Annotated in this window: 16 protein-coding genes; 11 read left to right on the top strand and 5 right to left on the bottom strand. The window is 36.0% G+C overall.

Annotation, left to right across the window (positions count from 1 at the left end; all coding sequences use genetic code 11):
* Nucleotides 1-274: 274 nt before the first annotated feature.
* Both BUB12_RS10390 and BUB12_RS10385 read right to left on the bottom strand, forming a co-directional pair.
* A complete protein-coding gene (locus BUB12_RS10390) occupies nucleotides 275-1,510 on the bottom strand; it encodes an ABC transporter permease (protein WP_327196142.1) in 1,236 nt (411 codons plus the stop codon).
* Between the two features lie 4 nt (nucleotides 1,511-1,514).
* Entirely contained in the window at nucleotides 1,515-2,447 is a 933-nt protein-coding gene (locus BUB12_RS10385) for an ABC transporter ATP-binding protein (protein ID WP_072890692.1), read from the bottom strand.
* Between the two features lie 315 nt (nucleotides 2,448-2,762).
* Between BUB12_RS10385 and BUB12_RS10380 the strand changes: the two genes are divergently transcribed.
* Nucleotides 2,763-3,284 (top strand): DoxX family protein, encoded by a 522-nt coding sequence (locus tag BUB12_RS10380; protein WP_072890691.1) that lies wholly within the window; start codon nucleotides 2,763-2,765, stop codon nucleotides 3,282-3,284.
* 100 nt (nucleotides 3,285-3,384) lie between these two features.
* Here the strand turns inward: BUB12_RS10380 and BUB12_RS10375 are convergent, their stop codons facing one another.
* Nucleotides 3,385-3,744: a PH domain-containing protein gene (locus BUB12_RS10375; protein WP_072890689.1), complete on the bottom strand. Its 360-nt coding sequence runs from the start codon at nucleotides 3,742-3,744 to the stop codon at nucleotides 3,385-3,387.
* Nucleotides 3,745-4,080: 336 nt separating this feature from the next.
* On the opposite strand from BUB12_RS10375, the gene BUB12_RS10370 reads away from it, so the two are divergent.
* From BUB12_RS10370 to BUB12_RS10330, 9 genes are all read left to right on the top strand, one after another.
* Complete coding sequence (locus BUB12_RS10370; RefSeq protein WP_234982654.1) at nucleotides 4,081-4,677, top strand: superoxide dismutase family protein; 597 nt, start codon at nucleotides 4,081-4,083, stop codon at nucleotides 4,675-4,677.
* Between the two features lie 234 nt (nucleotides 4,678-4,911).
* Nucleotides 4,912-5,661, top strand: coding sequence for a DeoR/GlpR family DNA-binding transcription regulator (locus BUB12_RS10365; protein ID WP_072890686.1), 750 nt, complete (start codon nucleotides 4,912-4,914; stop codon nucleotides 5,659-5,661).
* A gap of 17 nt (nucleotides 5,662-5,678) precedes the next feature.
* Nucleotides 5,679-6,989, top strand: a complete 1,311-nt coding sequence (locus BUB12_RS10360) for a four-carbon acid sugar kinase family protein (protein WP_072890685.1) — start codon at nucleotides 5,679-5,681, stop codon at nucleotides 6,987-6,989.
* Nucleotides 6,982-7,998, top strand: coding sequence for a 4-hydroxythreonine-4-phosphate dehydrogenase PdxA (gene pdxA, locus BUB12_RS10355; RefSeq protein ID WP_072890683.1), 1,017 nt, complete (start codon nucleotides 6,982-6,984; stop codon nucleotides 7,996-7,998). The genes BUB12_RS10360 and pdxA overlap by 8 nt, the downstream gene beginning before the upstream one ends.
* Nucleotides 7,999-8,094: 96 nt before the next feature.
* Nucleotides 8,095-9,495 (top strand): GntP family permease, encoded by a 1,401-nt coding sequence (locus BUB12_RS10350; RefSeq protein WP_072890681.1) that lies wholly within the window; start codon nucleotides 8,095-8,097, stop codon nucleotides 9,493-9,495.
* A 227-nt stretch (nucleotides 9,496-9,722) separates the two neighbouring features.
* Nucleotides 9,723-10,922, top strand: coding sequence for an MFS transporter (locus BUB12_RS10345; protein WP_072890680.1), 1,200 nt, complete (start codon nucleotides 9,723-9,725; stop codon nucleotides 10,920-10,922).
* Between the two features lie 50 nt (nucleotides 10,923-10,972).
* Nucleotides 10,973-11,704, top strand: a complete 732-nt coding sequence (locus tag BUB12_RS10340) for a DUF3784 domain-containing protein (protein WP_072890678.1) — start codon at nucleotides 10,973-10,975, stop codon at nucleotides 11,702-11,704.
* Between the two features lie 535 nt (nucleotides 11,705-12,239).
* Nucleotides 12,240-15,404, top strand: a complete 3,165-nt coding sequence (locus tag BUB12_RS10335; protein ID WP_072890677.1) for a DEAD/DEAH box helicase — start codon at nucleotides 12,240-12,242, stop codon at nucleotides 15,402-15,404.
* 149 nt (nucleotides 15,405-15,553) lie between these two features.
* Nucleotides 15,554-15,865, top strand: coding sequence for a hypothetical protein (locus BUB12_RS10330; RefSeq protein ID WP_072890675.1), 312 nt, complete (start codon nucleotides 15,554-15,556; stop codon nucleotides 15,863-15,865).
* 322 nt (nucleotides 15,866-16,187) lie between these two features.
* Here the strand turns inward: BUB12_RS10330 and BUB12_RS10325 are convergent, their stop codons facing one another.
* Complete coding sequence (locus BUB12_RS10325; protein ID WP_072890674.1) at nucleotides 16,188-17,480, bottom strand: hypothetical protein; 1,293 nt, start codon at nucleotides 17,478-17,480, stop codon at nucleotides 16,188-16,190.
* A 210-nt stretch (nucleotides 17,481-17,690) separates the two neighbouring features.
* Entirely contained in the window at nucleotides 17,691-19,307 is a 1,617-nt protein-coding gene (locus BUB12_RS10320; protein WP_072890672.1) for a long-chain fatty acid--CoA ligase, read from the bottom strand.
* A gap of 184 nt (nucleotides 19,308-19,491) precedes the next feature.
* Here BUB12_RS10320 and BUB12_RS10315 point away from each other — a divergent pair, with 184 nt between their 5' ends.
* On the top strand, nucleotides 19,492-20,841 hold the full coding sequence (locus tag BUB12_RS10315) for an MATE family efflux transporter (RefSeq protein WP_072890671.1): 1,350 nt from the start codon (nucleotides 19,492-19,494) through the stop codon (nucleotides 20,839-20,841).
* The last annotated feature ends 260 nt before the right edge of the window (nucleotides 20,842-21,101 follow it).

The following is a 21,101-nucleotide window of genomic DNA, read 5'->3' as shown; positions in this document are numbered from 1 at the left end:
ACTTGGTTAGGCTTCCTAGCACCCTTGCGCTGAGGAAGCCCACTGCGTAGCATTACTTGTAGACGCAAGCGCATCATGGGGTCTCACCGATGCCTTTGTTCCCACAGAACAAGAAAGGCTTCGAAAGCTTATACATCGCACGAAGGAAATTGTTCATTATTTCCGAGGAGTCTACGTATATTCCCTCCGCTAAGATAGCAATTTGTTCGTCTTTGGTAATGACTTTTTAGTTATGTCCCAGCGTCTTCTTTAAATTAATAGCTACTCACTTTGCTTATGCGCGAATCCATTTCCAGATTTCTTTTGGTGTTGCATTTTTACCATACATTAGAATGCCAACTTTAAATATTTTTCCTGCTAGCTTCATAAAGATCCAAATACTGATGATTAGGATAACTAGAGAAATAATGATTTGAATCCATGGCCATTCTTCTAAAAGAGACAGGCGCAATAATAGGACTCCAGGTGAAGTGAATGGCACGTACGAACCAATTTGAGCCATTAATCCATTTGGATCACTTACAACTGGACCAATAAAGATAAATGGTAGGAATGGTAGCATCATAACCATACCTTGGAAGTTACCAGCTGTTGTCATATCAGCCATCGTTGCCCCAACACCGACAAATATAGCGGCGAATAGAAGGTAACCAAGAATAGCAATACCGACTAATAATAGTACTTCAGGTACTAATAAATACTCCATAATTGGAATATCAACTCTCCATAAAATCACCGGTAGAACCAGAGCAATCGATACAATTGCTTGAATCAAGCCTAATACAAAATAACCATAAATCTTACCCTGCATTAGTTCACCAGGTGTTAAGGACGAAAGAATAATCTCAGCAATTTTATCTTTCTTTTCTTGTGAAGCACTTTGGAATATGGCCATACCAGTGAAGACAATGGATAACATGATAAATCCAGCAAATGCACCTGGAATAGCACGTTCTAATATATCTTCTTCGGAACTACCAAAGGGTGAAGTCGTCTCGACGTTAGACTCATCTAGTGTCACGTTGGCTTCTTCAAAATAAAAGCCGCGTGACACTATTGCTAACTCTTCTTCAGATAAACCTAATTGCTCCATTTGTAATGCTTGTAATGGAGTCTCTAAGAATTGCACTTGGTTCATGAAGAAAGGATCAATCTCATCACTAGTGTAAACAGGGATTGTACCGTCAACTAGTGCTTGTTCATTCAAGAAAATATAAGCTGTGTTTTCTGCACTTGCTACTTCACTTTCAGCTTCTGATTCTTCAATGTCTGTTTGATGCAATTCCCAATTAAATCCAGTTTGTTCAATTGATTCCTCTACACTTGCAAAGATATCTAATTGGTCGTTAACAAACACACGTGTTAACTCTTCTTCAGCTTCTTCATCTGAATCACCAAAGAACATCCCAAATGCAATAAATCCAATCATGATTAAGGGGGTAATAAATAATCCAATTAAAAAGGTTTTATTTTTCATATTTCGTCTGATTTCCCACTTTGCTACCTTCATCGAGTTACGCATTTACTTCACCTTCTTCCTGGATTAAATTTTTATCGGTTGCAATATCTACAAAAATCTCATGTAGTGAGATACGATTTATTTTTAACTCTTGAACATTTAAGTGGTCTGGTAAGTTTTTCAACCATGATACGGGTTCTACGTCTTTATCAAGATGCAGAACAGTAGCAGAACCATCTTGTTCAATACGTTGCACATTTGGTATGTTCTCCAAGTCGCGGATATCATTTTTACCATGAACAGTACATTTAAAGTTTGCATATTTCGTTTTTACTTCATCTAATGTGCCGTAAATAACTTTTTGCCCATTTTGAATCATAAATAGACGGTCACACATTTCCTCTACTAAATTCATTTGGTGTGAAGATAGAAGAATGGCAGTACCCTTATTTGCCAGGTTTCTAATCTCATCTTTAAAAATCTCCTGGCTTACAGGGTCAAGTCCAGAAAAAGGCTCATCAAGGATCAGCAATTCTGGTTCATGTAGGACTGCACCAATAAATTGAACTTTTTGTCCCATCCCTTTTGATAACTCTTCAACTGATACATTTTCTTTTCCTTCTAAGTCAAATTTCTTTAGGTATTCTAATACTCTAGCCTTTGCTTTATCTAGAGGGTAATTTTTAAGGTCAGCTAAGTAAAGTAAAATATCCATCACTTTTACATTTTTATAAAGACCACGTTCTTCTGGTAAATAACCAATCTTATTTCGTGGGATTTCTTTACCATTATGATGGTGGAAATTAATTGTTCCATTATCTGGATACATAATCCCCATAATATTTCTTATAGTTGTTGATTTACCGGCACCATTTGGCCCTAAGATGGCCATGATTTCGCCTTTTCGAACGTCGAAAGAGATGCCTTTTAATGCTTTTTTGTCTTTGAAGGACTTCTCTAATCCTTCAACGGTTAACATGACTTCCATTAATATACCCCTCCATTTATGTATCGTCGGTATTAAGCAGTAAAATCATTACTACAGAAAGAATAACATAAAACCAATGCATAATCCTTTTCCTATTGTATTACGATTATAAGGTGTAAAGGTTTCATCTAAAAAGTAGCAGATGTTCACATTTTTGACATATACACCTTAATTAATGTGAAAAAGTGAGCAAAAAAGTATTTACGTTTTTAAGTTCACATGGTATTATCAAAGTGTAGTAAAGATAACAACTTCATTCATGAATGTGAATCTTTGAACAAGTAAAATATTACAAAAAACAAGGAGTTGACTATAATGATTATGAATTTTATTCGCAATAATAAAGTAGTAGCAGGTATTTTAGCAATCATTCGAGTTTATATTGGGTACAGCTGGTTAACAAGTGGTTGGGGTAAAGTAACAGGTGGAGGATTTGACGCAACAGGCTTTTTAAGCGGAGCAGTAGCAAGTGCAGGTGGAGAACATCCAGCAGTACAAGGTTGGTGGGCAACATTCTTAGAAGCGGTTGCTATTCCGAATGCAGGACTATTTAGTTTTCTTGTAATGTGGGGAGAAGTACTTGTAGGTGCAGCATTGATCTTGGGAATCTTCACTAACTTTGCTGCATTAATGGGTATTACAATGAACTTTGCATTCTTATTCAGTGGTACAGTTAGCACAAACGCACAAATGGTATTACTAACAGTATTCTTAATTGTAGCTGGCTTCAATGCAGGTCGTTATGGCCTAGACAGATGGGTAATTCCATTCTTAAAAGGGCATACACCAATTAAAAAAGAAAAAGATCAAAATCAGAAAGATGTAGCTTTAGCATAAAGTGAAGATAAAAAGGTAATACTGCTCGTTACATGCGGGATAAATAAAAAAAGTATTAGGATTCAATTCCTAATACTTTTTTTATACGCTTATTAGATTATTACGATGCTACATATTCCGCTAAGACACTTTGTACTTTATAAATGTTCAGTTGTTTGTTGAATGTTTTTTCTATTGGTACGTCATTTCCTGAAACCCAAATTTTCAATTCGGCTTCTAAGTCGAATGTCCCTGCAGTTTCAACAGAAAAATGTGTAATACTCTTATACGGAATAGAGTGATATTCTATTTTCTTACCTGTGACACCTTGCTTGTCGACTAATATTAATCGGTTGTTCGTAAACACCATTAAATCACGAATTAGTTTGTAGGCATGTTCTACTCTTTCATTAGGCGATAATAATTCATTCATTTCCTTTTCTGCGTCTTTTGTATAATGATAGGTGAATATAAATATCAGAGATGTCTAGCTCCGAGCGCCTGCGACTAGCGAGACTTCCTTCACCTCCGTACGATAAGTCAACATCGACTCCCGTTAGTCGTCGTGTTTCCTTTATCTCCTACGCCTCAGTCCAGTCCGTACGTCGCAAAGCGGGCGCTCTGCGCTTTTCTTATCATCTCGGATGCATTTCCCATCATTCCATCAAATAATCCCATGAAAATCATCTCCTACCATATTTTAACTAAATTTTATCAATAGATTTACAAGTATATAACGAAAGCTTTGTCGAAGTTTAGAAGTTGTACAAATTGTAAACAATGATTGATGATTACTTTTGAACAAGGAGGAAACAATTTGCTTCGAAAATTACTAGTACTACCCATCATAAGTATTACACTAATTGCCTGTGGAAATGCAGATGATGTTGAAGATAATCAAGGGAAAAAAGAAACACATAATGAACCGAGTATTGAGACAGCAAGTATGGAAGATGTAAATGAAAAAGCACTAATAGTTACATTAGAGGATACCAAAGGAGAAAAAGTAGGAAAAGCAAAATTTGAACAAAGGAAAAAAGGTGTGGAAATCACTCTTGTTGCCGAAAATTTACCGCCTGGTACACATGGATTCCATATCCACGAAAAAGGGTTATGTCAGGCTCCAACGTTTGGGTCAGCTGAAGGACATTTTAATCCAACAAAAGCAAATCATGGCTTCAATGATCCAGAAGGTCCACATGCGGGCGATTTACCGAACATTGAAGTAGATGAAGATGGAAAAGTATCTAAAACAGTATTAGCAGAGATGGTTACGTTAGAAGAAGGGCAGGAGCATTCTCTCTTTCAAGAGGGAGGTACCTCATTGATGATTCATGAAAAAGCAGATGACTATCAATCACAGCCATCTGGAGATGCTGGAGAACGAATCGCTTGCGGTGTAATAGCAGAATAAATGAATTTAAATAATATACCCAAAAAATATAACCCCTAAAAAATCTGAACTATTTTACATGGAGAGTTCAGATTTTTTGTTGTCAAATTAACAAATGATACTATTAAAGTTACTATTTAATGATAAAAGTGATAAAAGTTAACAAAACTGTTGACGAATTTGTGATAAAGTAACATAATGGTGTTATAAAGTTACAAAATATGTTTGAAATTAACATTGTGAAGGGTTGATACCATGCAACCGAATAAACGTAGGGAATGGATTTTACAACTACTAAAAGACAATGGAAAAGTTGAAATTGACGAATTAGCAAGAGAATTAGATGTTTCAACAATGACGATACGTAGAGATCTTGATCAACTTGAGGAGGATGGGCAAGTTATCCGAATTCATGGCGGAGCTGTCCTACCAAAACCACTCATTACTGAAACCCCTTTCATTACGAAAGAGAGTAAAAGGATGGATCAAAAGAGAGCAATCGCTAATAAGGCTATATCGTATATTAAAGACGGTCAAACCATCTTGTTGGATTCTGGTACTACTACTTTAGAATTGGCGAGATTACTTAAGCAAAGAGAAAACTTGACCATTATTACAAACGATATCAAAATTGCAGCTGAATTACTTGATAGCCAGTTAAGAGTAATTGTTACTGGTGGAGAATTGCAAAATGATGTTGGAGCATTATTTGGACCACAAACACATCAACTGTTAAAGGATATTCATGTTGATTTATTTTTCTTAGGTGCGCATGCAATTGATCTTAAAGCGGGAGTTACCTCACCTACGTTTGAAAAGTCATTAGTGAAGCAACTTATGATTCAATCAGCTGAAAACACGTGGTTGCTAGCTGATTCTAGTAAAATACAACAAAAGGCTTTTTCTAAAGTGTGTGATCTAAAAGAAATAAATGGATTTATTACCGATAATGAGATATCAATAGATACCAAAAAGGAACTATCTGAATTTATAGAGGTGTTATAACAAACGAGGTGAACATCATGAAAATTGGCGTAGTTGCAGATGATTTGACAGGTGCAAATGCAACAGGGGTACGTTTAAGTAAACAAGGATTTACAGCCGCAACGATCGTCTTTAATGACGAAATCCCTGAATCAAGTGATATCAATGCTGTTTGTATTGATACAGATTCACGATATGCACAAGATGAAATCGTCGAAAAACGTGTCAAAGAAGCAGTTCAAAAATTTCAAGATTGGAATGTTAATGTAATTTGTAAGCGCATTGATAGTACGGTAAGAGGAAAAATTGGGCTAGAAATTGATACCGTTCTCAATTCTCTAGGGGAGGATAGTGTGGCAATCGTTGTTGCTTCATTCCCTGATTCAGGAAGAATATCTTCTGGTGGATATTTATTAGTAGATGGAATACCAGTACAAGATACGGATGTGGCTAAGGATCCGGTAATGCCGATTACCAAATCGTATGTACCGGATATTATTAAGGAACAAAGTGAATACTCAGTTGGACATGTTGGCTTGGACAATGTTTTAACAGGGGTTAAATCATTAACACAATCATTGGAAGAACAAATTAAACAAGGCAAGCGCATTATTGTAGTCGATGCTGTAACAGATGAAGATATTGAGATAATTGCAGAATCCATGGTGAACATACAGCATGTTACGTTAGTACCAGTAGACCCTGGTCCACTGACTGCAGCTTATTCAAAAGTGTATTCTCATCAATTGGTAGAAGCGAGGAAAGTTATCGTAACGGTAGGTAGTGTAACATCACTATCCGGCAGACAACTACAATATTTAAAAGACAAAACGAATTCCACGCCAGTGTATGTTTCAGCAGAGAAATTAGCAACCTTACAGTCTAGTTGGGAAGAAGAAGTGGGCAGAGCGATTGAAGTAGCGTTAGAACGAATTCATCAAGATGATGTCCTTATCATCACGACCGATAAAGAAGGTGCCGGTTTGGTTAACTTTAAAGCCATCGCTGAGAAAGAAAATACTACACAGGATATGTTAGCTAAGCGAATTACAGATGGCCTAGCCAAAATTACTAGAAGAGTATTAGAACAAACAAGTTATCCTATTCAAGGGTGCTTTACTAGTGGTGGAGATGTTACTGCTTCCCTATGTGCATTATGCATGGCATCAGGAATAAAACTTGAAGATGAAGTATTGCCGTTAGCTGCTTATGGCACGTTAATTGGAGGATACTTCCATGGTTTACCGATCGTTACAAAAGGTGGAATGGTTGGAGACAAAAAATCGATTTATGCAAGTGTTAAATATTTAAGAACAATTACTCACAGGAGGGAACAAAATAATGAATAAAGAGAGAGCAATTATTGCAATTCCAATGGGGGACCCAGCAGGTATAGGGCCAGAAATCACAGCAAAATCATTAGTAAATGAAGAAATATATAATATGTGTAAACCAGTTGTTGTAGGAGATGCAAATGTATTTGCTAAAGCAATTGAAATTGTAGATGCAAACTTAACATTAAATATAATTGAAAAACCTGAAGATGGGTTATTTGAACATGGAAAAGTAGATATTATTGATCTAAAAAATATTGATATGGAAGAACTACAATATGGTGAAGTACAAGCTCAGTGTGGTCAAGCAGCATTTGAATATATTAAAACATCTGTTGAACTAGCCAAAGATGGAGATGTGAAAGCATTAGCAACAACACCTATAAATAAAGAATCACTTAAAGCAGCTGGTGTACCTTATATTGGGCATACAGAGATGCTAGAAGACCTTACCAACACGAAAGATCCATTGACGATGTTCCAAGTGAATGGGATGCGCATCTTTTTCCTAACGCGTCACTTATCTTTAAAAGATGCGATCGGGCAAATGACGAAAGAACGCGTTCATGACTACTTAAATCGTTGTGATAAAGCACTTCAACGTTTAGGAGTGGAAAGCCGTAAGTTTGCTGTGGCTGGTCTTAACCCACATAGTGGGGAAGGTGGTTTATTTGGAATGGAAGAAGTGGAAGAAATCGGACCAGGTATTGAAGCGGCTGTAAAAGGTGGAATTGATGCAGTTGGTCCTGTTCCTGCAGATTCAGTGTTCTTCCAAGCATTAAATGGAAAATATGATGCGGTATTGTCACTATATCATGACCAAGGACACATCGCAGCGAAAATGACAGATTTCCATCGTACAATTTCGATTACGAATAGTCTACCATTCTTAAGAACATCAGTTGACCATGGTACTGCCTTTGACATTGCAGGAAAAAATATTGCTTCAAGTGTTAGCATGGAAGAATGTATCAAACTTGCAGCAGAATATGCACCAAAATTCACTAGTGACACAATGGAATAATAGTACCAATCAAACTGACTGGGGTTAAGTAGGGTGATAGCCCCAGTACAGTTCTTATCGTAATGTAAGCCATTACATCCGAGAGGAGAAAAAGTCATGGAAGTATCCGGAACACAAATGATTGTCGGTCTTATTTTAGGGATCGCATTTTTAATATTTTTAGTTCTAAAGACAAAGATTCATGCATTTATAGCACTTATTATTGCTGCTTCCATTACAGGGATTGTCGGTGGGATGGATCCCAATGAAGTTGTAGCAGAAATAACGAATGGTTTTGGTAGTACGTTAGGATCTATCGGTATCATTATTGGTTTAGGGGTAATGATGGGACGGATTTTAGAAGTGTCTGGAGCTGCTGAAAAGCTTGCCTACACATTGATAAAGAAATTAGGGGAGAAAAAAGAAGAGTGGGCTATGGCTGTAGCAGGTTATGTAGTAGCTATTCCGATCTTTGTTGATTCGGCATTTGTAATTCTTCACCCTCTTGTTAAAGCTCTTTCTAGAAAGACAGGGAAGTCAGTTGTCGCATTAGGAGTAGCATTGGCTGTTGGACTAGCTGTTACACACCATGCAGTACCTCCAACTCCAGGTCCATTAGGTGTAGCAGGGATTTTTGGAGCTGATGTTGGTCTAATGATTTTAGTAGGTCTTGTTTTCTCAATCCCTATTATTATCGTTGGTGTTCTTTATGCAAAATGGATTGGCAAAAAGATTCATCAAGTTCCAGCAGAAGATGGAGAAGGCTATGTTCGTTTAGAGGAAGGAGCTGTTTACCAGGAATTCCTAGAAGCAGTGGATGAAAGAGAAAAAGAACTTCCTTCCTTTACAAAAGCAATTATGCCTATCTTAATCCCGATTATTTTAATTTTCATCAATACAACATTTGGTGCACTACATGATTCAGGTGTATTAACATTAAATGAAACAGTTCTTTCTTATATTAAATTTATCGGTAACCCGGTAATTGCTGTTGGTCTTGGATTAATTGTAGCGATTTACACATTAACAAACAACTTACGTAAAGCTGAAACATTAGATCGTATGGAAGAAGGAATAAAAACAGCTGGTATTATCTTACTAGTAACAGGTGCCGGTGGTGCATTAGGGAATGTACTTCGTGCAAGTGGTACTGGTGATTTAATCGCAGAACAGGTAGCAATGTGGTCTATCCCTGCTATTTTAATTCCATTCTTTATTTCAACATTTGTACGCTTAGTACAAGGGAGTGGAACAGTTGCAATGATTACAGCTGCGTCAATTTCAGCACCAATCGTTGCTAGCTTAGATGTTAATCTAGTATTAGCTGCACAGGCTGCTGCATTAGGTGCCATGATCTTCTCTTACTTTAATGATAGTTTATTCTGGGTTGTAAATAGAATGTTAGGAATTAAAAATGTAAAAGAACAAATCTTAGTATGGTCTGTTCCAACGACATTAGCATGGTTCGTAGCATTGATTATGTTACTAGTGTCTGATTTTCTTGTTCGGTTATTTTAATAGTAATATGTGAAATAGATCTGGCCTTGTGTCAGGTCTATTTTTCCTTTTTTAAAAGATAAGAATGTACAAAATTTCAGAAATGTCTAGCTCCGAGCGCTCTGTTCTTTTCTTATCAATCTGGTAAGTACATACCATTTTATATAAGAATTACTCCTCACCCATTCCCATATATATAATACTCATGTATAATATATTTCGAGTATCGAAGGAAAGAGGAGACTTACATGGGGATTCCGAATTCAAACACACAAACGGCTAATCAACCAGTTGAGAAAATATGGACACGTGATTTTGTCCTGGTTTGTTTGGCTAATTTTTTTATTTTCTTAGGTTTTCAAATGACACTTCCTACCTTGCCATTATTTGTAAAAGATTTAGGAGGCAGTGACCAATTAGTTGGTGTAATCGTTGGTATTTTTACCTTCTCAGCCTTAGTCATGCGTCCTTTTGCTGGTCATGCATTAGAGACGAAGGGTAGAAAATTTGTATATATGATAGGTTTAGCAGTATTTGTCGTAACGGTTGGTTCGTTTGCATTTATTACAAGTATTGTTGTATTACTAATTGTACGTGTATTACAAGGGATCGGATGGGGATTTTCTACAACAGCAACGGGTACCATCGCAACAGACATTATTCCTCCGAAAAGACGGGGAGAAGGAATGGGCTATTTCGGTTTATCCGGTAATATTGCGTTAGCATTCGGTCCAGCTTTGGGGCTTACTTTAGTCGACCAAATCTCATTCACATCACTATTTTTAATTTGTGGGTCATTGGGGTTAGTTGCTTTTGTTTTATCCTCAACGATAAAATATAAACAAGTGGAGCAATCATCTAATCAATCGGTTGCTCCTAAATTTGATATTTTTGAGAAAACAGCGATTCAGCCATCATTATTACTGTTATTTATTACGTTTACTTTTGGTGGAATTGCGACTTTCTTGCCCTTACATGCTATTGAAAAAGGCGTAGGTGGAATTGAGTCCTATTTTCTTGTGTATGCGATATTCCTGATGATTTCTAGAACGTTTGCAGGAAAAATCTATGATAAAAAAGGCCATCTGTATGTATTTTTGCCTGGTACATCGATGATTTTAATTGCTATGATTCTATTATCCTGGTTACCTAGTACAGTTATTTTATTAGTAGCTGCCGGGTTATACGGGTTAGGCTTTGGAAGTGTTCAGCCGGCCTTACAAGCATGGGCCGTGGAAAAAGCATCGAATAATCGTAAAGGAATGGCAAATGCAACTTTCTTTTCTTTCTTTGATTTAGGGATCGGTATGGGTGCTATATTATTTGGGCAAATTGCCTCTATATTTAATTATGGCGCCATTTATTCTACATCAGCAATATCGATTGCTATTTCTATGATGTTGTATGTATTTCTTGTGATTCGAGCGAGAAGAATAGACAATAATTAACGAAACTTTAATATACCAAGGTACGTATAACTTATTTGAGGTGAACGATTATGGAAGATAACTTGGTTGTATTATTTATACATGGCCTTATTATGTTTATGTTTTTGGGGATTGCCCATTTGATTGTAAGAAACGGATACTATGGATTAATTTCTGGTTTTAACCGACGTCCGAAAGAAGAACAAGAGGAATTAATTAAACGTGGATTTCCGCAAGCAATGGGGATGGTTCTATTAGCTGGAGGAATTGTGTTAGCGATAGGCTTTGTATTGGTCCTCTTCAATGTATCGTATGCTTTTGAAGGATCATTAGGTGTTATGCTACTTATTGTATTAGGTGGAATGATTTACGTTCAGAAATATGAACTCCCTCATAAAAAGAAGAAGGGTTATATCATTTCGACGGTTACTACTCTTCTAACGATAACCGTTGCTGCTGTTGCTTTAGCATCAGGATTTGTTGATAATGACTTAAAAATAGAGTCAGACTATGTGGAAGTTACTGGATTCTATGGTGTTGAATGGGATATCAATTCCATTGAAAGAGTAGAATTATTAGAAGAACTTCCGAAAGTTCTCATACGTACTAATGGCTATTCTTTTGCTGGTCGATTGAAAGGGAATTTTCGCCTAGAGGATTTAGGAAAAGGGAAATTATTTATAAACAGTGACCAAGGCCCATATTTACTTGTCGTCAAAGGGGAAGACTATTTCATTATCAATCAGGAAGATGAAACAAAAACAAAACAATGGTTTGCCGAGTTAGAAAGACATATTAAATAGTGGTGTGGGGGAGCGGAAGATTTGGTTTAGAAGGAAGTGCATCATGAATCCCTATATATGCCATATCCTACCGGAAAAGAAGGTCTTAAGGATTGACTACTATTTGTATTGTTGATTGGAGCGAAGGACAGTCGACTCCTTGAAAATGCATTTTTATTTGCATTTTCTGCGTGCGATGTATCGCTGACGTAGTTTTCCTTATCCTGTGGGAACAGCACGTGTCTGAAGACCCCACAGCGGCGATTTTTCCGCGAGGAGGCTGAAGCCGTGCCCACGGAAAGCGACTGTCCGTAGCGTAATTCAATTATCTACAATTAATAGACTTGCCTCGTAAAATCATAAACTTCTTTACCTCCTATTATTCGTCTTCAGGGATTTCATTTTACTGTGATTTAGCCACTTAAAAAAATGTATATTTTGGCTTAAAAATCCCTATCCTATTAAAGTAGAATCAATACTCGTGTATTTGTTTAAAAATCTGTACATCTCGTTTACAATATTAATAGAGTATGTAAAAAGGCAGGTTAATAGAGTCTTGAATAAAATAAGTGATGTTAATATACAGAAGTTATTTCCCCCGATTATATATAAACGTGGATTAGATTATTTTAAAGAAGGTTTAGTGAGGGACCTTAGCTATGACCTGAATTTTAAAGTATGGACAGCAAGAGTGTACGGCACGGAAAATTATTTTGTGGAAATTAATATGAAAGATTATGATAAAGGATCCATTGAAACGTATTGTGATTGTCCAGCATTCGATACCTATCATTCTTGTAAACATATTGTCGCCACATTAATAGGAATAGCGAATAAAGAATCAGATCAACCACCCGAGTTTTCCGAATATGATTATCGGACAACGAATCGCTTCATCCAAGCATTAAGCAGTATTCCACAACAAGAAACGGATGTACTGTCGAATAAAGTACCTATTCACATTGAGTATTTCTTAAAATGGACGTACGATAGTAATCTAGTTCTTGAGTTAAAGGCTGGAGAAAAAAGACGATTTGTTGTAAAGGATGTTATTGCTTTTATAACAGATGTATTAGCTGGGAGAGAGCATCCATTTACGAAAACTTTTACCTATTCTCCTGATCAACATTATATCTTACAACAAGACCTATCCATCTTTGAAAAATTGTACTCTATTTCCCGTAATGAGAAGATTTATAATAATTATCAATCATATTATATACAAACGACTAGCCGAGATAAACGTTCAATCACCATTCCCCCATTAATTGCTGAAACTCTTTTAGACGAATTAATACAACGCGATTTGATGGTATGGAGGGCAGAAAAGACTTATAAAGAAGTTGCAATCGAAAAAGGAAAACTCCCCTACCATTTTTCAATCACGAAAAATAGTAGGGGTGATATGGTCTTATCGATGGAAGATGTGGACTACGGTGCATATTATAAAGACTATGAAATATTATTTTATCAAGGTACTTTCTACTTTCCATCAAAGGAGCAAGTTCCAATCATTGAACAAGTCAGTGCGTTTGGATCGTTGGACCATGAACTACCAATTGCAAAGAGTCAAGCTGATACATTTTTATCTGAGATATTGCCTTCTTTGAAAAAAGTAGGGGATGTAGAAGTCTCTGAGAACGTACAATCAGAAATTATTCAAGTTCCACTGAAAGCGAAGTTGTATTTGGAAATTCAAGCGGATTGGATTGTGGGTAATCTTGAATATCATTATGGGTCACATACAATCAATCCATTTAATGGACGTGAAGATCATGATGTTATGATTATTCGTGATGTTGAAAAAGAACGCCAAGTAATGAGTCTGATTGAACAAGCGAACTTTCGATACAATGGAAAAACTCTCTATATCGAAGCAGATGAAGAAGAACTATATGACTTTTTATATAGTGTCTTGCCTATATTAGACAAATATGTTGAATTGTACTTAACATCAGAAATTCGCAATCTCATTGTTGAACAAGAACCAACACCAACGACTAGCGTTCGGTTAGAATCTTCAACTAATTTATTGGAAATAGGTTTTGATATAGATGGTGTGGATGATAGTGAAATTCACAAAATCTTAGATGCGGTTATTGAGAAGAAAAGGTATTATCGCCTTCCAGGTGGAGAAATGCTCTCACTAGAAGGAGAAGAGTATACATCCATTCAAAAACTTTTTAATGAGCTAGATATTAAACGTGGAGATATTGAAGACGGTAGTGTACAAATGCCTGTATTTCGTGGATCACAAATCGATGAGTTAATAGACACTAAAAAGCAATATGATCCGGCATTTCGTAAGCTTCTTCATCGATTACATTCACCGGAAGAGCAAGAGTATGAGCTGCCAGAAGATTTAAATGCTTCGTTAAGAAACTACCAGATGACGGGTTATCAATGGTTTAAGTCATTAAGTGATTACCATCTAGGTGGTATTTTAGCTGATGATATGGGGCTTGGAAAGACATTGCAAAGTATTGCCTTTATTACGTCGGTCCCAAGTGATAAGCCACATTTGATCGTTGCGCCATCATCTGTTGTGTATAATTGGAAAAATGAATTCGAGAAATTTTCTCCAAAGTTAAGTGTAGAAATTATGACCGGTTCTCCAGAAATTCGCCATCAAAAATTTGAACAAGATGAGAAGAAGGATATTTGGATTACATCATATGCGACGTTAAGGCAAGATATTGATTTTTATAAGGAACTGTCGTTTGAAACACTTATCTTAGATGAAGCTCAATATATTAAAAACTATGCCACCAAAACATCAAAAGCGATACGTAATGTAAAAGCAAGTAAGCGCTTTGCTTTAAGTGGTACACCAATTGAGAATTCAATTGAAGAGTTGTGGGCCATTTTCCAAGTAGTTCTTCCTGGTTTAATGCCAAATCAAAAGACGTTTAAACAACTAGGAAATGAGAAAATAGCTGCTATTACAAAGCCATTTATTTTACGTCGTTTAAAACAAGACGTTCTAAAAGAATTACCAGATAAAATTGAATCAGTCAGTGTATCAGAACTTACAAATGAACAAAAAGAACTTTATGTTGGGTATTTAAGACAAGTACAACAAGATGCAGTACAATCCATGAAGGAAAGTGGCTTTCAACAGAACCGGATGAAGATTCTTGCTGGTTTAACACGGCTTAGACAAATCTGTTGTCATCCATCATTATTTATGGAAAACTATTTAGGGAAATCTGGAAAATTAGAACAGTTAATGGAAACAATTGAAAATGCTCTAAATAACAATAAACGCATGTTGATTTTCTCTCAGTTTACGAGCATGCATGAAATCATTAGGAAAAAGCTTGAAGATAAGGGAATTGACTATTTTTATTTAGATGGACAGACGAAGTCACAGGATAGAGTAACTATGAGTGATCGCTTTAATAACGGGGAACGAGATATTTTTCTTATTTCTCTTAAAGCAGGTGGAACTGGTCTAAACTTAACTGGTGCCGATACGGTCATCCTTTATGATTTATGGTGGAATCCAGCCGTGGAGGATCAGGCTACAGGTAGAGCTCACCGTTTTGGTCAAAAGAATGTTGTTCAAGTTATTAGAATGATTACTGAAGGTACCATAGAAGAAAAAATATTTGAACTACAACAGAAAAAACGCGAACTAATCGACCAAGTTATCCAGCCAGGAGAAACAATGCTTTCCAGTCTGAGTGAGGAAGATGTTCGAGAGTTATTAAGTATTTAGTAAAAGAAGGTGAATTTTTGCCTTCTTTTTTTTGGTTAATTGATATTTTAACATTGTTGCACTACGTTTTTTTGTCTTTGTGAATAATTTAAATGCAATGGAAAATGCTATGAATGGAAAATAGTTCTAAATAGGAAAGGTAGATTATAATGGCAAAATCCATTCAAGCATACTTTCAATCAGAGGATAACTTATTATCTGCAGAGGCTAGCTTAAGAAAGCTACATATTCATGATGTCACAATAGATGAAATTACAAATGAAGAGGAATTGGACTCAGTATTTCCTGTTATTGCATTAAATCAAAGTACAACAAACTTTGGATTTGCAGCAACAGGTTTTACTGAAAATAGTAATCGAAAAAACAATATTATTCATGTATTAGAGGGGAAAGTCAGTGATAGTGAATATGAGAAAGCGTTGAGTATTATCCAGATGAATAAAGGTGAAGTGATACAATAGTACGAGAGAAATCCTGCATGTAAGTGGCGTAGAAATTACGGAATGACAGACCACCAGTAGTGTGAGGTGGTCTCTGTTTCCGTTAATTGACAAAAATGGTCTATAATTGGTGGTCTTACGGATTCTCGCTCCGTTAAAGCTCTGAAACTAATGGTATTAGAAGGTGAAAAGGGCAAATAAAGGAACGACGATTACATTGCGTGCTTAAAAGTGATCTTATTCGTGAAATAACGGAATGAGGAACCATCAAAATATTGAGATGGTCCCTAGTTCCTTTAATTCTCCAGAATCCAAAACAAAAAAACGCACTCGGGTGCGTTTTTTACATATTAATTTGGAATAATTTCCTTGGTCGTCCTTTCACGTATGGTTTTTCCTCACCGACTACTTTAATGACTTCCCCTGATAATAGCTTATTTACTGTTCTTTCTGCGCTTCTTTTCGTTACTTGATAATAATTTGCTATGTCATGAGAGGAGAATGGTTCATTGTTTCTAAGTTTCACAAAATCAATAAAGTTATAGGACAGTTCATTATTTAATCTAGCTTTATGAATCAGTGCTTGGTAGAGTCTAGATGTGTCAAAATGTTTCTTGACTCCTAGAGGCCCAATTGTTTCTTGGCGATCATTAACAATATAGCAACTACTGTTCGTAGTAGTTGAACATGCTTCGATTGCAAGTCTAGCGTGATCTTCTGCTTGCTTCGCTGTCAAACCAAGTCCAAATCCAATTTCTACTGGTGTACTTACAGCGGCTTCAATTTCTTGTAATAAAGGAAAGTCTCGAAAATGATTAGTGATATGATCAAGTACTCCACGAGTACCAAAGATAACATACTGGTTGTCACTGCTTGGTAATATGGAAGCAAATGTTTTTTCCCCAAATTTAATAAGAATCTGGTTTAATTTTTGTTGTAATTCCTCTGTTGCTTCTAACCCATTCTCTTTTACAAGTAAATCCCAGTTTTTAATTCGAACATAACCTGATATGATTTGGGCACTTTTACTTTTATTTAATGTTGTAATTGATTTTGCTCTCTCGATTGCTTTATCAATATTAATCTTAGGTGTTACCATACAATAAGAAGGGATACCCAGCGCTTTTAGCTTGATATCTACTTCATAAAGTGAAGTTAGAATATAATCTACTTTACCTTCTTCATAGAGTTTCTTATGAAAATTAACGATGAGGTCTAAATCGACAGGCTCGTCCACACCATAGTTATAAGTGTAAATGTCACTATCCCGTAATTCGAGGTCGGTTAATACTTCTTTGACATAACGATTATCTAATACATCAATAGATAATCGGTTTAATTGTTGATTATATGTATTCTTTACATGATAAAAAGAGGTTAGAATCATGTACTCATCAAATGGTACTTGAACAACCGGTAGCCGTTTCTTTTTAATTTTATTTTTTGCATATAAGTATGGAAGAGACTCCAGGAATAAATTCACATCACACATAAAAGATTTCTCAATAAGTTCAACTGCTTGTTTGGCATCCTTATAATTAAAAGGAATTACTTCAACGTCATCATGTTTATGTATGTAGTCGTCAAATCGTGTAAGTAGTTCATCCCTTCCAAAAACTGCGATTTTAATTTTCACCTTGACTCCTCCTGTATGGTAACGCGTTAATATATTGAAGTTTCAGTAAATTTTAAATGTACATAATTAGCAAATTAGTTAATTGTATGATTTAACTTATCATATGGAATTTTCTTAATATTGTCAAGTACATAAATGAAAAATATTACCAGTGGGTATGATCTCATGATCTCCTTATAAGAAACCATACCCACTTTATTCTAACCCCTACTATTGTAAGCTATAATGTTCTTTAACTTTCTCACGTAATTGTCGTTTTAGGAATTTACCAACCGATGTTTTCGGTATTTCTTCCATAAATAATACGTCATCAGGCAGCCACCATTTGGCAAATTGAGGTTTTAAGAAATCGAGAATATCATCTTTAGATACCTTTCCTGCGAATTCTTCATGTAAAACGACACAGGCAACAGGTCTTTCTTGCCATTCAGGGTCAGGAATGGATACTACGCTGGCTTCAAAAACAGCATCATGCGCCATGATAGCGTTTTCAAGTTCAACCGAAGAAATCCACTCTCCGCCACTTTTAATTAAATCTTTTGTACGGTCAACAATTTGTATCGTTCCTTCTTCATCTACTGTAACGACGTCTCCGGTATGGAACCAACCATCTACAAATGCTTGTTCAGTTCTTTCATCCTTATAATATTCACTTGCAATCCATGGTCCACGTAGAAGTAATTCACCCATTTCTTTTCCATTCCATTGAACCTCACCATTATCTCCTACAACTTTCATTTCAAGGCCAGGTACTAAAATACCTTGTCGTGCTCTTTCTTGAAGTTTCTCCTCCTTCGTTAAATCTTGTTGATAGCTCTTTAAACGAGAAAGAGTAACTAATGGCGTAGTTTCTGTCGCTCCATATGCATGATAGAACGGAATATTATGTTTTTCTTCGAATGCTTTAATAAGCCCAAGTGGTGCAGCACTTCCTCCACAAAGTACAGCACGTAGACTAGACATATCATAGTCGCCTTGTTCAATTTCCCTTAATAGTCCAAGCCAAATGGTCGGAACGCCTGCAGTAATGGTGACATTAAATCGATCGATAAATTCGGCTAACCGTTTAGGAGTAAAGCGTGGACCAGGCATGACTTGAGTGGTGCCAAACCAAGTACATGCAAAAGGCGTTCCCCATGCGTTTACATGAAATTGAGGGACTACTGGCATGGACACATCTGACTCAGATATGGCAGCTGTATCGGCTAGTCCTAAAGCATAACTATGAAGGACAATTCCTCTATGTGAATATATAACACCTTTAGGCTTACCGGTTGTGGCTGATGTATAGCACATTCCTGCCGGTTCATTTTCATCGATTTCTGTTGTAAACGGATAGGTTGGGTCACCAGTTGTAAGTAATTCTTCGTAGGAATAAAGTGGATTAAGGTTTGATCCTGGGAGTTCTGTTTTATCGGTCATGACGATAATCGCTTCAACTGTTGTTAAGTGGTCCTTTACTGCTTCAACAAGAGGTAAAATATCTTCATCAACAAATAACACCTTATCTTCTGCGTGATTAATAATGTAAATAATATGTTCTGGGGATAAGCGAATATTAATGGTGTGGAGTACGGCTCCCATTCCAGGTGCTGCAAAGTATATTTCTAAATGACGATGATGATTCCATGCTAACGTTCCTACTCGATCCCCTTTTTGAATACCTAGCTCATCAAGGACACTCATTAACCGACGAGTACGTTGTCCAATTTCACCATAATTTAAACGATGAAGTTTATCATGGGTTTGTGAAATGACTTCCTTTTTAGGGAAAAACTTCTCTGCATGTTCTAAAATAGACCCTACTGTTAGTGGGACTTGCATCATTTTACGACCATCTCCTTTTTGATTTTATACTAGCTTGTTTTTATAATATCATATTATTATAATTATTTATAATATTTTAATAATATTCTATGTATAATAAATATTTGAGGTTAGATTAGGAGTGTTAAATAGTAGAGCGTGCTACAATAAAGAGGAACAATTGCATGAAGGGTTGTTATAAATAATGAAGAAAAAACAACATGATTTTACTCAAGGGAATATATTAAAGCAGTTAATCGTCTTCTCTGGTCCAATCATTTTAACGAATCTATTACAAACATCGTACCAATTTGCTGATAGTTTATGGGTCGGAAATTTATTAGGAGCAAATGCTTTAGGCTCTGTTGCAATTTCAAGTGCAATTATTTTTACAGTCTTGTCATTTATTATTGGATTGAATAATGCTGCACTAACGATTTTATCGCAACAAAAAGGGCAAGCAAATCAAGAAGGATTAACTAGATACTTAAATGCTTTCGTAGTTATTTTAGCTAGTATGGCTATATTCTTAGGGTCATTAGGTTTTATTTTTGCAGAGCAATTACTACTGTTATTAGGAACACCTGAAGAGATGATGGCAAGTGCCAAAAGCTATTTACAAATTAATTTCTTAGGAATCTTATTTTTATTTGGCTATAATTTTATTAGTACAGTACTGAGGGCGTTAGGTGATAGTAAAACACCACTTCGCTTTGTGATGATGGCTGTTTTATTAAACATTGTCTTAGATCCACTATTTATTTCTGGATTTAACCTTGGAATTGAAGGTGCTGCAATGGCAACCGTTGTTTCTCAAGGTGGCGCATTTTTGTATGGTTTTATTTATGTATTATATAAAAAGCTCGCACCATTTACGTTTCCTAAAATACCAGCTAAAAACGAAGTAGTATTGATTTTGAACTTAGGTATTCCAGCTGGGTTACAAATGTCTGTCATTTCCGCTGGTTCGGCAGCGATAATGAGTGTTATAACTACATTTGGTGGAGGGGTAGTAGGTGGTTTTGGTGCTGCCCAAAGACTAGATAGTATTCTAATGCTGCCAGCTCATGCTCTTGGCACGGCAGTGAATAGTATGGCCGGACAAAATATTGGTGTGAAGAACTGGTCTCGAGTCAAACAAATTGCCAAGTATGGCGTAATTTATAATTTTGCCGTTATGTTTATTATTGGAATAGCTGTTGTCTTTTTAGCAGAATACGGGGTCAGACTATTTATTCAAGAGGAAGAAGCTGTTGCATTCGGAACAAAATACCTCCAAATTATAGCGCTTTGTTATCCATTCTTAGGCATTAATTTTATTCTCAATGGAATTGTTCGTGCTTCTGGAGCAATGTATCAAGTATTAGTGTTAAATATTATCTCTTTTTGGGTGTTAAGATTCCCATTAACAGCCTTGTTCTCAAACTTATTTGGAGACACTGGTATCGCAATAGGTATGGGGGTTAGTTTTCTCATTAGTAGTGTATTTGCAATCCTTTATTATCGCTTTGGTAAATGGAGAGAAAAAGAGTTATTCACAAAGAGAAATACTTGATTATGCACAAGATGTGGATAAAATGAGGATAAGGTGGATATTTTGTAGAGAACATTCATTCTCGCACAAAATATTGTGTGATTAGTTGTGAGTAATCCTATTTGTTGGGGATAAAAATGTAGACAACTGTTTCTTTTTGTCACAGCTAAGTAACAATCTGTACAGATTAATCAAGTTATAAATTCTTTTTAAACCTGAGCTTTGTAGGAATAAGTCGAATAGTAAGAGGGAATTAAGTTATCAACAAGTTATCCACTTTA

The sequence above is a fragment of the Ornithinibacillus halophilus genome (assembly GCF_900129485.1).
Taxonomy (GTDB): Bacteria; Bacillota; Bacilli; order Bacillales; family Amphibacillaceae; genus Ornithinibacillus; species Ornithinibacillus halophilus.
Note: the sequence above shows the minus strand (reverse complement) of the source record. Positions and strands in the feature narration are given on the sequence as shown.

What these genes read in the sequence shown, in the direction of transcription:
- BUB12_RS10390 (WP_327196142.1), bottom strand. Translation starts at nt 1,510, where the DNA reads ATGAAGGTAGCAAAGTGGGAAATCAGACGAAATATGAAAAATAAAACC.
- BUB12_RS10385 (WP_072890692.1), bottom strand. Translation starts at nt 2,447, where the DNA reads ATGGAAGTCATGTTAACCGTTGAAGGATTAGAGAAGTCCTTCAAAGAC.
- BUB12_RS10380 (WP_072890691.1), top strand. Translation starts at nt 2,763, where the DNA reads ATGATTATGAATTTTATTCGCAATAATAAAGTAGTAGCAGGTATTTTA.
- BUB12_RS10365 (WP_072890686.1), top strand. Translation starts at nt 4,912, where the DNA reads ATGCAACCGAATAAACGTAGGGAATGGATTTTACAACTACTAAAAGAC.
- BUB12_RS10360 (WP_072890685.1), top strand. Translation starts at nt 5,679, where the DNA reads ATGAAAATTGGCGTAGTTGCAGATGATTTGACAGGTGCAAATGCAACA.
- pdxA (WP_072890683.1), top strand. Translation starts at nt 6,982, where the DNA reads ATGAATAAAGAGAGAGCAATTATTGCAATTCCAATGGGGGACCCAGCA.
- BUB12_RS10350 (WP_072890681.1), top strand. Translation starts at nt 8,095, where the DNA reads ATGGAAGTATCCGGAACACAAATGATTGTCGGTCTTATTTTAGGGATC.
- BUB12_RS10345 (WP_072890680.1), top strand. Translation starts at nt 9,723, where the DNA reads ATGGGGATTCCGAATTCAAACACACAAACGGCTAATCAACCAGTTGAG.
- BUB12_RS10340 (WP_072890678.1), top strand. Translation starts at nt 10,973, where the DNA reads ATGGAAGATAACTTGGTTGTATTATTTATACATGGCCTTATTATGTTT.
- BUB12_RS10330 (WP_072890675.1), top strand. Translation starts at nt 15,554, where the DNA reads ATGGCAAAATCCATTCAAGCATACTTTCAATCAGAGGATAACTTATTA.
- BUB12_RS10320 (WP_072890672.1), bottom strand. Translation starts at nt 19,307, where the DNA reads ATGATGCAAGTCCCACTAACAGTAGGGTCTATTTTAGAACATGCAGAG.
- BUB12_RS10315 (WP_072890671.1), top strand. Translation starts at nt 19,492, where the DNA reads ATGAAGAAAAAACAACATGATTTTACTCAAGGGAATATATTAAAGCAG.